Annotated in this window: 10 protein-coding genes; 1 reads left to right on the top strand and 9 read right to left on the bottom strand. The window is 68.5% G+C overall.

Annotated features, from left to right (window positions below):
* Nucleotides 1-4: 4 nt before the first annotated feature.
* Entirely contained in the window at nucleotides 5-1,024 is a 1,020-nt protein-coding gene (locus HNS34_RS03380; RefSeq protein WP_328700467.1) for an MBL fold metallo-hydrolase, read from the bottom strand.
* On the bottom strand, nucleotides 1,024-2,718 hold the full coding sequence (locus HNS34_RS03385) for an acyl-CoA dehydrogenase (protein ID WP_172318038.1): 1,695 nt from the start codon (nucleotides 2,716-2,718) through the stop codon (nucleotides 1,024-1,026). The genes HNS34_RS03380 and HNS34_RS03385 overlap by 1 nt, the downstream gene beginning before the upstream one ends.
* A gap of 99 nt (nucleotides 2,719-2,817) precedes the next feature.
* Between HNS34_RS03385 and HNS34_RS03390 the strand changes: the two genes are divergently transcribed.
* Nucleotides 2,818-3,777, top strand: coding sequence for an L-threonylcarbamoyladenylate synthase (locus HNS34_RS03390; protein WP_172318040.1), 960 nt, complete (start codon nucleotides 2,818-2,820; stop codon nucleotides 3,775-3,777).
* A gap of 126 nt (nucleotides 3,778-3,903) precedes the next feature.
* Here HNS34_RS03390 and HNS34_RS03395 read toward each other — a convergent pair whose 3' ends face one another.
* The 7 genes from HNS34_RS03395 to HNS34_RS03425 all read right to left on the bottom strand — a co-directional run bounded on the left by HNS34_RS03395 (nucleotide 3,904) and on the right by HNS34_RS03425 (nucleotide 12,244).
* Nucleotides 3,904-4,461 (bottom strand): YqgE/AlgH family protein, encoded by a 558-nt coding sequence (locus HNS34_RS03395; protein WP_172318042.1) that lies wholly within the window; start codon nucleotides 4,459-4,461, stop codon nucleotides 3,904-3,906.
* Nucleotides 4,462-4,838: 377 nt separating this feature from the next.
* On the bottom strand, nucleotides 4,839-8,225 hold the full coding sequence (locus HNS34_RS03400; protein ID WP_172318044.1) for an efflux RND transporter permease subunit: 3,387 nt from the start codon (nucleotides 8,223-8,225) through the stop codon (nucleotides 4,839-4,841).
* The gene (locus HNS34_RS03405) at nucleotides 8,222-9,682 is read right to left on the bottom strand and encodes an efflux RND transporter periplasmic adaptor subunit (RefSeq protein WP_172318046.1); all 1,461 of its coding nucleotides are present in this window, start codon (nucleotides 9,680-9,682) and stop codon (nucleotides 8,222-8,224) included. The genes HNS34_RS03400 and HNS34_RS03405 overlap by 4 nt, the downstream gene beginning before the upstream one ends.
* An 84-nt stretch (nucleotides 9,683-9,766) precedes the next feature.
* On the bottom strand, nucleotides 9,767-10,321 hold the full coding sequence (gene moaB / locus HNS34_RS03410; protein ID WP_172318048.1) for a molybdenum cofactor biosynthesis protein B: 555 nt from the start codon (nucleotides 10,319-10,321) through the stop codon (nucleotides 9,767-9,769).
* Nucleotides 10,322-10,334: 13 nt separating this feature from the next.
* Complete coding sequence (locus tag HNS34_RS03415; protein WP_172318050.1) at nucleotides 10,335-10,868, bottom strand: hypothetical protein; 534 nt, start codon at nucleotides 10,866-10,868, stop codon at nucleotides 10,335-10,337.
* On the bottom strand, nucleotides 10,865-11,464 hold the full coding sequence (locus HNS34_RS03420) for a metallophosphoesterase family protein (RefSeq protein WP_172318052.1): 600 nt from the start codon (nucleotides 11,462-11,464) through the stop codon (nucleotides 10,865-10,867). The genes HNS34_RS03415 and HNS34_RS03420 overlap by 4 nt, the downstream gene beginning before the upstream one ends.
* On the bottom strand, nucleotides 11,465-12,244 hold the full coding sequence (locus HNS34_RS03425) for a uracil-DNA glycosylase (RefSeq protein ID WP_172318054.1): 780 nt from the start codon (nucleotides 12,242-12,244) through the stop codon (nucleotides 11,465-11,467). It lies immediately after the preceding gene.
* Nucleotides 12,245-12,247 lie beyond the last annotated feature (3 nt).

Raw genomic sequence — 12,247 nt, forward strand, 5'->3', positions numbered from 1 at the left:
CGCGTCACGCCTTTCGTTGCCAGGCCCAGGCCCCATCCTCCCGTTTCTCGCGCGTGACCTCGCCCAAGGCAAGAAGGTGGTTCAGATGCGCCACCGATTCGACCAGCGCCAGCCCATAGGTTCCGGCGTCGATCCTGCGCTTGAACAGCGGTGCAAAGCACTCGGCGGCGGTTCGAGGCCGGTCCAGATGTTCACGAAGACGTGACAGCGCGCCGTGGTGGTTCTCGATCAATTGCCGCAGCCGGTCCGGCAGGCCGGTGAAGGGCAGCTTGTGCCCCGGCAGGACCAGGTGATCGGCCTTCGCGCAATGCGCCAGGTGGGTGCAGCTTTCGATCCACTCGGTCACCGGGTCGGCGGCGGGCTCGGTCGCGTAGACACCCAGGTTGGGCGAGATCGAGGGCAGAAGCTGATCGCCGCCCAAGACCAGCGCCTCCTCGCGGCACCAGAGCGTCGCGTGTTCCGGTGCGTGGCCATGGCCGATGCACACATCCCAGTGCCGTCCGCCGATCTCCACCACATCACCCTCGCGGATTCGGGTGAAGCCAAGCGGCAGGGGGGCCACGATATCGGCGAAGTTGAAAGGGCGTTCGCTGGCGCGTTTTTCCAGCGTTGCGGCATCCATCCCCGCCGCGCGCCAGAAGGCCAGCGTCTCGGGCGTCGGTGCCTCCTGCACGTCCAGCACCAGCATCCGCGCCGTCAGCCAGGCGGTGCGGGTGGTGATCAGCTCGGCCCCTCGCGCCATGAACCAGCCCGCAAGCCCGACATGATCGGGGTGATGATGCGTGACGATCACGCGCGTCACGGGCAGCCCCCGCATCGGACCCGCCAGCAGGGTTTCCCAGATCGCGCGGGTCTTGCTTGTGTCAAAACCGGTATCGACCACGGCCCACCCCGCCCCGTCGCGGATCGCGTAGACATTCACATGATCCAGCGCCATCGGCAGCGGCAGCCGCATCCAGAGGATGCCGTCGGCAACCTCTCTCGCATCACCTTCCTCCGGCGCCGCATCGAACGGGTATCGGATCACGCCGACAGCTCTTCGGCGCTGAGCGCATAGAGGTCATCGGCCCCGGCAGCCGCCTGCGCCAGCAACGAATGCGCCTCGGGCAGCAGCCGGTTCAGGAACACCCGCGCCAGTTTCAGGCGCGCCTCGTCGGCCAATGCCGCGCGCAGGTGGAAATGCCCGCCCAGGACACGCGCCACCGCCATCAGGAAAGGAACAGCGCCCGCGAAACGATCGTTCACCTCCATCGCCACCAGCTTTTCCGTCGCCTCGCGCAGCGCGCCGGAGGCAGCCAAGAGGCGCGCACCCTCGGCCCCGGCATCCATCGCGGTCTGGTCCACCTCATCGAGCAGCGCGAACATCGCCGCCCCGCCATCCATCATCTTGCGCGCGACAAGGTCCATCGCCTGGATGCCGTTGGTGCCCTCGTAGATCGCGGTGACCCGCACGTCGCGCAGGTATTGCGCCGCCCCGGTTTCCTCGATGTAGCCCATGCCGCCATGCACCTGGATACCCATCTGCGCCACCTTGATGCCGGTTTCGGTCCCGTAGGCCTTGGTCACCGGCGTCAGAAGGGCGGCGCGGGCTTTCCACGCATCCTCGCCCGTGGCGCTGGCCATGTCGATCGCGGCGGCATTGGCCAGCGCAATGGCGCGCGCGGCGAAGATCTCGGCCTTCATCTCAGAGAGCATCCGGCGCACATCCGCATGGTCCAGGATCGTCCCGGTGCCGCCCTCGACCGGGCTGCGGCCCTGCTTGCGCTCCAACGCATAATCCAGTGCCTGCTGATAGGCGGCCTCGGCCTGGCACAGCCCCTGCACACCGACGCCCAACCGCGCGTTGTTCATCATCGTGAACATCGCCGCCATGCCGCCATGCGGCTTGCCCACCAGCCAGCCGGTCGCGCCGTCATATTGCATCACCGCCGTGGGCGAGCCGTGCAGGCCCATCTTGTGCTCCAGGCTGACGACTTTCAGATCATTCGCCTTGCCGGGCTTGCCCTCCGCATCGGGGATGTATTTCGGCACCAGGAAGAGGCTGATGCCCTTGGTCCCCGGCACCCCATCGGGCAGCCGCGCCAGCACCAGGTGGCAGACATTCTCGGTGAAATCATTGTCGCCCCAGGAGATATAGATCTTCTGCCCCGACACGGCGTAGGTGCCGTCACCATTCTCCTCGGCCTTGGCGCGCAGCGCGCCCACATCCGAGCCCGCCTGAGGCTCGGTCAGGTTCATCGTGCCGCACCATTCGCCGGAGGTCAGCCTGGGCAGGTAGAGCGCCTTCAGATCGTCGCTGGCGTGATGCTCCAGCGCCTCGATCTGGCCCTGCGTCATAAGCGGGTTCAGTTGCAGCGACAGGCAGGCCGAGCCGATCATCTCGTTCACCGCCGTGGTCAGCACCATCGGCAGCCCGAGCCCGCCATAGTCCGGGTCCGCCGACATGCCGATATAGCCGCCCTCGGCAATCGCGCGGTAGCCATCGGCAAATCCGGGGCTGGTGCGCACGACGCCGTTTTCCAGATGCGCCGGATGCAGGTCGCCGCCACGGTTGAGCGGGGCCAGAACCTCATCGGCCAGCCTGCCCGCCTCGGTCAGGATCGCACTGACCATATCGGGGGTCGCCTCGGCGAAGCGCTCGGTCCCGGCGACGCGGGGCAGACCCACGACATGCTCCATCAGAAAGGTGAATTCGGATACCGGCGCGGTATAGGGCATGGTCTCTCCTCCTTGGCAGCGACGCTCGGGCGCGCTATGGGCCATGCTTGCGGATATGACACCCGCCTGACCTCGATCAACAGAAACGTAACGTCGCGGATGGCCCCATACCAGACCCAAACCCTGCACCCGGATGCAGAGGGCATCGACCGCGCCGCCGCGTGGCTCGCGGACGGCCAGCTTGTCGCGCTGCCGACCGAGACCGTCTATGGCCTGGCCGGTGACGCCACCAGCGACCTCGCCTGCGCGCGGATCTTCGAGGCCAAGGGCCGCCCCCGCTTCAACCCGCTGATCGTGCACCTGCCCTCGCGTGAGGCCGCGCGGGGTATCGCGGAATTTCCCGGCGACGCGGAGGCGCTGGCCGGCGCCTTCTGGCCCGGCCCCCTGACGCTTGTGCTGCCGCTCAAACCCGGCCATGGCCTCTCGCCGCTGGTCACCGGCGGGCTGGAGACCGTGGCGCTGCGGGTGCCGGAACATGGCGTCATGCAGGCGGTGCTGGCCAAGCTCGGCGGCCCGGTCGCCGCCCCTTCCGCCAACCCCTCGGGCCGCATCTCGCCGACCACCGCCGCGCATGTCCTTGCCGGGCTATCCGGCCGCATCGCAGCCGTGCTCGATGCCGGACCCTGCACGGTCGGCGTCGAATCCACCATCCTCGCCCCCGGCCCCGAGGGAACGCGCCTGTTGCGCGAGGGTGGCCTGCCGCGCGAGGCGGTGGAGCCCCTGACCGGCCCGCTCGTTCCCGACACCACCCCCGGCACGGTGCAGGCCCCCGGTCAACTGGGCAGCCACTACGCCCCCGCCGCGGCGCTGGTGCTGAACTCCGACCTTTCCGATCCCCATGCGATCCGCATCGGGTTCGGCCCTGCCGAAGCTGACCTGACCCTCAGCCGCACCGGCGACCTGGTCGAGGCCGCCGCCAGCCTCTTTCGCACCCTGCACGAGGCCGACGCCCTGGCCATGGCCCGCAATCTCCCGATCCACATCGCGCCGATCCCCGACAGTGGCCTCGGCCGCGCCATCAACGACCGCCTGAGACGCGCCGCCGCGCCGCGGTCCTGACCGACACTCTTCTTCTTTGTTCCGAAAATATCCCAGGGGGTTTGGGGGAAGATCCCCCAAGCGGTCGGGCGAGGGCTCCCGTCAGGGGGGCCGAGCCCGATCGCCCCGCCCCGGTCGCCACGGGGATCACGCCCTCCCGGCATCCCCCGACAGCATCAGCGGCGACACCCCCAGAAGGGCCAGCGCGCCCTCCCACTTGGCATCCCAATCGGTGCCGAAGACCAGCCCCGCATTGGCCTCGCAAGTCAGCCAGCCATTGCGCCCGATCTCGGCCTCCAGCTGCCCCGCGCCCCACCCGGCATAGCCAAGCGCCATGACGGCGCGTTTCGGCCCGCCGCCATGCGCCAGGTCTTCCAGCACGTCCAGCGTCGCGGTCATCGCAAAGCCGCCCGGCACCTTCATCGTGGTGGCGTCGCTGCCATACTCCTCGGAATGCAGCACGAAGCCGCGCCCGGTCTCGACCGGGCCGCCGAAGAGGATGGGGATATCGGGCGGGCGCACCGCCTCGATCCCCAATTGTCCGATCATTTCGGCAAAGTTCAGCTCGAGCACCGGCTTGTTGATGATCAGCCCCATCGCGCCCTTGTCGGAATGCTCGCACAGAAACACGACGGAATCCGCAAATCGCGGGTCGCCCATCCCCGGCATCGCGATCAGCATCTGACCGGTGAAATTCGTGCTCATGGCCTCTCCGGTATCTTCTTGCCCTTTAGAATGTGCGCAAACCCGCGCCCTTGCAAGGCGTGGCCCGGTCCCGGCGGGGCGTCATTTCGCCAAAACGTGACTTTCCTTTGCTTGCCGCAGGGTCTGACCGGTTTCCATGGCCTTCGCCCGCGCCTTCTTTCGGTCCTCGTCGCGGGGCCTCTTTCCCTGACCGCACTGCCCGCCACGGCCCAATATGGGGCCGCAGGCTGGCCGGATGGGGTGGACCCAGGGCCGATCCCGGGATCACGTCCCGCGCAATCGCAGCGCCGTGGGTATCCGGGGGTAGCCCAACCGCGCAGACCGTCCGCGTCGACGCGGATGAAGAAAGCCTGCGTCGACGCAGGCTCCGCCCCGTCTCACGCGCGGCGCAAGCCAGATACGCCATGCGCCAGCAGCCCGACCAGCCAGGCGCCAAGGCAGATCGCGGCCGCGCCCGCGCCAAAGCCGATCACCGCCCCGCCTATCCCCTCGGGCAAAGCCCCCTCCAGCGGCCCGAACGCGGCCCCCGTCATCAGCACCGACCCGACAGTGGCCGCAAAGAGTGCCGCCACCGCGAGCACCGCCAGCCCCAGACCGGCCAACATCCAGGGCGCCCGCGCGCCCGCGCGCAACCCGCGCCGGAACGCCAGCACCTGGCGGCCGATATCGGCCTGCATCGCCAGGATCGACGGCACCACCAGGAGCACGATCACCAGCCCGAAGGCCAGCCCATAGACCAGCGTGATCACCGTGGGTTTGAGGAACTGCGCCTGGCTGGAGCGCTCGAACAGCAGCGGCGCCAGCCCCAGGACCGTGGTCAACGTCGTCAGCAGGACAGGCCGCAGCCGGTCGGTCGCCGCGTCGATGATCGCCGGCACCAGCCCGCGCGTTTCGGCATAATCGTCCACCGTCGTCACCAGCACGATGGAATCGTTGATGATGATCCCGGTCATCCCGATCAGCCCCACCACCGTGAACATGCTCAAGGGCACGTCCCAGGCATTGTGCCCGTAGATCGTGCCGACCAGCCCGAAGGGGATGATCGCCATCACCACCAGGGGCCGGGTCCAGCTTGCGAAGATCCAGGCCAGCACCAGGTAGATGCCGATGAGGCACAGCGCGAAGCCGACCGCCGCGTCGGTGAGGAATTCCCCCTCCTGCTCGGCCAGCCCCGCCAGCCGGTAATTCACGCCGAAATCGGCCTCGACCTGCGGCAGGATGACCTCGCGCAATTCCTCCATGATTTCCTCGGCGCGGGCCGGGTCGTCCTCGGAGATGTCGCCGGTGACCGAGACCAGGCGCAGCCCGTTCTCGCGCTGGATGGTGGAAAAGCCGCTGCGCGAGGTGACCGAGACGAGATCGGCCAGCGGCACGTATTCGCCCGAGCTTGACCTGAGCAGCGTCCGGTCCAGGAAATCGGCGGTCAGCTCGGCCTCGGGCAGCTCCACCCGGATCGTCGCGGTGCGCACGCCCGAGGGGAATGTCGCCGCCTCGATCCCGTTGAGCCGGTTGCGCAGCACCCGCCCGAGCGACCCGATATCGAAGCCAAGCGCCTGCCCCTGCGGGGTCAGCTCCAGCACCAGTTCCTCGCGGTCATAGGCCAGGCTGTCCTCCAGCGCCGAGACTTCCGGAAAGGCGCCAAGCGCGGCCTGGATCGCCAGCGCGGCATCCTTCAGGATCTGCGTATCGGCCCCGAAAAGCTGCACGTCCAGCGTGTCGCCCCCCGGCCCGCCGCGATGGCCCCGGAAACTGACCGCCTCGGCCAGGGGATGGTTCTGCACCTCGTCCTGCAGGTCCGAAACGAACTGGAAACTGGAATAGGGCCGCAGGTCGGCGTCGATCAGCTCGATCGCGATGGAGCCCAACAGATCGCCATCCTTGTTATCCGCCGCCGCCAGACCCCGCCCGGTGGTGCCGCCGATCTCGGCCAGCACATAGGAGAGCGGCGACAGCCCGTATTCCTCCTCGTAGCGCGCCGCCACGGCCTGCGTTGCGCGCTGCATCTCGCGCATCATGGCCAGGCTGTCGGCGCGGTCCGCCCCTTCCAGCATGGCGAAATTGCCCGAGACGCTGCTCTGCTCCGGCGCGTTGAAAAAGCGCCAGGTGGCATCGCCGCGCACGAAGACCGCGACCTGCCCCGCCAGCACCAGGATGACCCCCGCCAGAACCGGGTAGCGCGCCCAGATCACCACCCGCATCGCATTGCGGAAGACCCGGTCGCGGAACCAGCCAAAGCCGATATTGACCATGCGGCTCGGCCAGTCATACCAATGCCGTTTCGCGGTATGGGCCAGCGCGTGGGCCATGTGGTTGGGCAGGATCAGGAAACATTCCACCAGGCTCGCGATCAGCACCACGATCACGGTGAAGGGGATATCGGCGATCAATTCGCCGAACCGCCCGCCCACGGCGACCAGCCCGGCAAAGGCCAGCACCGTGGTGATGGTGGCGGAAAACACCGGCGCCGCCATGCGCCGCGCCGCGTTCTCCGCCGCCACGATGGGGGATTCGCCCAATCGTCGGGCCCGGAAATCGGCGTGTTCGCCAACCACGATGGCATCATCCACGACGATGCCTAGCGTGATGATCAGCGCGAACAGCGAGATCATGTTGATCGTCAGCCCGGCCAGGTACATCAGCGAAATGGCCGCCAGCATCGCCACCGGGATACCCGCCGCCACCCAGAAGGCGATGCGCGCGTTGAGGAAGAGGAAGAGCAGCAGCACCACCAGCCCCAACCCCATCAACCCGTTATCCAGCAGCAGGTCGAGCCGCCCCTGGATATAGTCGGCCCGCGTCCGGATCAGGTCCAGCGTGACACCGTCGGGCAGGGTCAGCTGCATCGCTTCGGCCACGGCCTCGACCTGTTCCTGGATGCCGATCGCGTCGCCCCGGTCCGAGCGGTCCACCCGGATCGAGATGGCCGGATCCTCGCCCACGAAATAGGCCCTGTCCCGGTCGATGCCGGTTTCCGTGACGCTGGCCACATCGCCGATGGTCAGCGCCGATCCGTCATCGTTGTTGCGCAAGACGATGCCTGCGATATCGACCGCGCTGCGCCGCGCCACGCCGGTGCGCACGCGGGCATTGGCCCCGGTCACGTCGCCCGCCGGTGCGGTATCGACCTCGGCGGCAATCGCCTGTGCAATCGCGGCCATGGAGACGTCATGCCGGATCAGCATGACGGAGGGCACCTCGACCATGATCTGCGGCGCGGCGACCCCCCGGATCGTGGTGCGCGTGACACCCTGATCGAAAAGGCGCGCGACAAATTCATCGGCGAAGCGGCCCAACTGGTCGACGCCCACCGGCCCGGTGATCACCACATCCGTCACCCGGTCACGCCAGGCCCCGCGCGTGACCCGTGGTTCTTCGGCGTCCTCGGGCAGGGTGTTCACCGCATCGACCGCGACCTGGATGTCATCGGTGGCGCGGCCCATGTCCCATCCCGGCTCGAACTCCAGCCGGATGCTGGCGCTGCCCTCGCGGCTGGTGGCGCTGCTCTCGGTCACGCCCTCCACCGACAGCAGCGCAGGCTCCAGCACAGCGACGATGGCCGCGTCCACATCCTCGGCCCCGGCCCCGTCCCAGGCCACGTTGACGCGGATGCTGTCGACGACCACATCGGGAAAGAACTGCGCCCGCATGCGCGGGAAAGTGGCCAGCCCCGCGACGATCAGCACCACCAGCAGCAGGTTCGCCGCCGTGGCGTGGCGGGTAAAATAGGACAGCACGCCGCCCGCTTTGTCAGGCAGCCGCCTCATCCGCCCATCCGGCTTTCGATCCGGGTGATCATGCGGGTGGGCACCTCGGGTTCATTCAGTTGCAACAGCATCCTGGCCTTCACGTCCTCGGGGATGAAGGCGTTGCCCTCGACAAAGGCAATGAGGCGCGCGCGGCGATCGGGGTCCAGCGCGATGGTCTCGGGCGTCTCGGGCGCGGCCTCGGCCTGGCCGGGGCGCAGCGGATCGACGCGGATGCCCGCCCCCAGAACCGGGGATCGCGCGGTGACGACCTCGGCGCCGTAGAGCGGCGGCGCGCGGATGATGACATTGTCCCCCTGGCGGCGCAGAAGCGTGACCTGCGCCTCCTCCAGCCGGTCCTCCTCGCCCAGAACCAGCACGCGGTTCTCGGCATCCAGCGCGGTGGCGGGGATGATGGCGACATCGCGCAGTTCCGGCTCCTGCAAGGCCACGGTCACGAAATCGCCGACCCGAAAGCCGCGCGTCTCCTGCAATTCGGCATAGAGCAGGCGCCCCGATTGCCCTTCCTCCACCGCGCCGCTTTCGCGGGTCAGGCGGGCGGGCGCGGTCACATCCATGCCAAGCACATCCAGCAGCACGGTCACATCGGCGCGCGGCAGGCTTCCGTCGGCATCCAGCAGGCGGGCATATTGCGCGGTCGAAACGCGGAAGGCGACCTCCAGCGCGTCGGCGTCAATCAGCCGCGCGACCTGTTCATTGCGGTTGACCAACCGGCCCTGCACCACCGCGACATCGGCCAGAACGCCGGCAAACTCGGCGCGCAGCTCGGTTTCCGCCAGCACGCGTTCCGCTTCGGCCAGGCTGATCTCGCGCCGCTCCACAAGGGTGCCGGTCTGGTCCAGCCGCGCCTCGGCCTGCGCCAGCGCCTGACGGCGGCTGAGCACCGCCTGACCGGCACTTGCGGCGGCCAGTTCGGCGGTCTCCAGCGACGCGGCCGAGCCGACGCCACGCTCGACCAGGTCACGCTGACGCTCCATCGCGCGGTCGCGCAGTTCGGCCTGACGTTGCGCGGCGGCCACGTCCTCGCGTGCCAGGATGACGGCGGCCTCGGCCTCGGCCAGGTTGCCCTCTGCCTCGCGCAGATCGGCGGCGGCCACATCGCGGGCCGAGATGGCAAGGGCGGGGTCGATGCGCAGCAAAAGCTGCCCTGCCTCGACCGCGCCGCCATCCTCGAACCCCTCGGCCAGTTCCAGCACGGTGCCCGCGGCGGGCGCGCGCAGTTCCAGGGTGCGGCGGCTTCGGATCTCGCCAAAGGCGGTCAGGATGGGCACCGTATCCACGGGCTCCAGCGTCACCACCTCCGCCGTGAACACCCGTTCACGGGCCTCTGCCGGGCGCCCCTCCTCGGACCAGCGCGCCTGCAACGCGGTCCATACCGAATTGCCCGCCAGGGCAAGCAGCGCCACTGTCAGCGAAATCAGGAACAGCCCCGCAAGGGAGCGGCGGAAAAAGCGCATCGGCCAGACCTTCGGCAATCGGTTCAGGCTATAGATAGAGTGTGCCCGCGAGAGGGCCAAGTAAAGCTTGCACGATCAGCCGCGTCATTTCCGTCGTTTGTGTTCATCGAGGCGCGGGAAAATCTCGACGAAGTTGCACGGGCTGTGGCGATAATCCAACTGCCAGTGCAGGATCTCGTCCCAGGCGTCCTTGCAGGCCCCGCTGGATCCCGGCAGCGCGAAAAGATAGGTGCCGTTCGCGACGCCGCCGGTGGCACGGGACTGCACCGCGCTGGTGCCGATCTTCTGGTAGGAGACCAGCGAGAAGATGGTGGCGAAGGCCTCGATCTCCTTCTCATAGACATCGCGATGCGCCTCGACCGTCACGTCACGGCCCGTCAGCCCGGTGCCGCCCGTGCTGATCACCACGTCGATCTCGGGGTCGGCGCACCATTCGCGCAGTTGGTCGGCGATCTCGGCCCGTTCATCGCGCAGGATGGTGCGCGCGGCCAGGATATGGCCCGCCTTCTCGATCCGTCCCTGCAACACGTCGCCGGACTTGTCCTGGTCCAGCCCCCGCGTGTCCGAGACCGCGAGGATGGCGATACGCACGGGGATGAAATCCCGGTCGGGGTTCAGGCGATGCGGCGGGGTGGTCATGGGGCTTTGGCTTTCAGAAACAAGGGTCAGAGACAGGCAGGCGCGGGGTCACAAGGGCGTTATCCAGCCAGAGCTGCCCTTCCGGGGTCCGCAGGAACTGCCGCAGGAACAGCGCGTGTTCGGTGAGCCCGCAGATCAGCACATCGCCCATCCGGGTCCGCACCAGCGCCTCGAACCGTTCGGCGACGGTGGCGACGTCGGCAGGGTCGGGCCGGACCCCGGCGGCATAGGCCGGGATCAGCCGGGCGATGGCGGTATCGACGGCATCCGCACCACCGGGGCTCAGCGCGCCGGGGCAGATGCGGGCGGCGGCGCTCAACTCGGCGAGGCCATTGGCAAGACAGCCAAGCGCATCCCCCGGATCGCGGGCGTCGATCAACGCGCCCTCCGCATCGAGGGTCAGCACAACGCCGCCCTCCAGCGTGATCCGGGACGTCTCCGGCCCCCCATCCAGATGCGCCGCGATCACCGCGTCGTAATCGACAAGGCCAAGCGGATCGGCCCCGGCGGGCAGGGTCATCAGGGCAAGCGCGGCAAGCCACCTCATGGGGTGACCTCATACCAATGCACAGTGGGGCCGAGATTGACGACAAGGGTGCCCCCGATCCGCCCCTCCTGCCCCCAGGATTCGTGGATATGCCCGCAGAGCGCCAGTTTCGGCTGCAAGCGTTCGATCGCGGCGCGGATCGCGGCCGAACCGACGCTGGCCCCGGTCGCGGTGCGGTCGGCCAGCCCCTTGGGCGGCGAATGGGTCAGCAGCAGATCCGCCCCGGTGCAGCGGTCCAGCAGCAGCGTGGCGGCGTCCTCGTCCATCTCGACGGACCAGTCCCCGAAGGGCGATAGCGGGATGCCATAGCCAAGACCGAAGATGCGCAGGCCCTGTTCCTCCAGGCCCTGCCCATGCAGCACCCGCATATTGGCCCGCGCGGCGGCGCGCAGTTCCTCGGCGGTTTCATGGTTGCCCGGCACCATGATCAGCGGCGCGGCGAGGTCCGCCAGCATCTCCATCGCCTCCGCCAGCCCCTCGCGGAAACCGCAGAAATCGCCCGCGCCGAGAACGAGGTCGGCATCGACGCTGGCCGCGACCAGATCGGCGGCACGGGCACGCGACAGGTGCAGGTCGGAGAAGGCGAGGATACGCATCTACCCCTCCAACCGTGCCTTGAGAGCCAAGAGATCGGCCCAGGCCTCGCGCTTCATCAGCGGCTGGCGCAAGAGGAAGGCGGGGTGGAACATCGGCAGCGCGGGACGGCCCTGCACCTCGGTCCAGGTCCCCCGCAGCCTTGTGATGCCGCGCTGGCCGATGAGGGCCTGACACGGGATATTGCCCATCAGCACGACGATTTCCGGTGCGACCAGCTCGATATGGCACTTCACGAAGGGCAGCATCATGTTCATCTCGGGCAGGGTCGGGTCGCGGTTCTGCGGCGGGCGCCAGGGCAGGATATTGGTGATGTAGAGCGCGGTTTCCGCGTCGGGGCTGGCCCGGTTCAACCCGATGGCGTCGAACATCCGGTCCAGCATCTGCCCTGCGCGGCCCACGAAGGGCTTGCCCGCGCGGTCTTCGTCCCGGCCCGGTGCCTCGCCCACGATCATGACGCGCGCGGCGGGGTTGCCATCCGCGAAGACGAGGTTCGTGGCCCCCATGCGCAAGTCGCAATGCGGGAACCCCTCCAGTTCGGCGCGCAGGCTGTTCAGGTCGCCCGCCCGCGCGGCGGCATTGCGCGCCTCGACCACCGGGTCGGGCCCCTCCCGCGGCTCAGGCGCGGCCACGGTCGGCGCGGCTTTGGGCGCGGGTGCGGGGGCCGCTTCGGGCAATTCGTAGCGATTGAGCGGCGCCTCCCCGATCGCCTCATCGGCACCAAGTTCCACCTGCCATTGCAGCAGGGATTTCAGGGCATGAAAGTCGGTCGCGGGGTCCATTGC

Source organism: Alterinioella nitratireducens (genome assembly GCF_013155465.1).
Lineage (GTDB): Bacteria > Pseudomonadota > Alphaproteobacteria > Rhodobacterales > Rhodobacteraceae > Alterinioella > Alterinioella nitratireducens.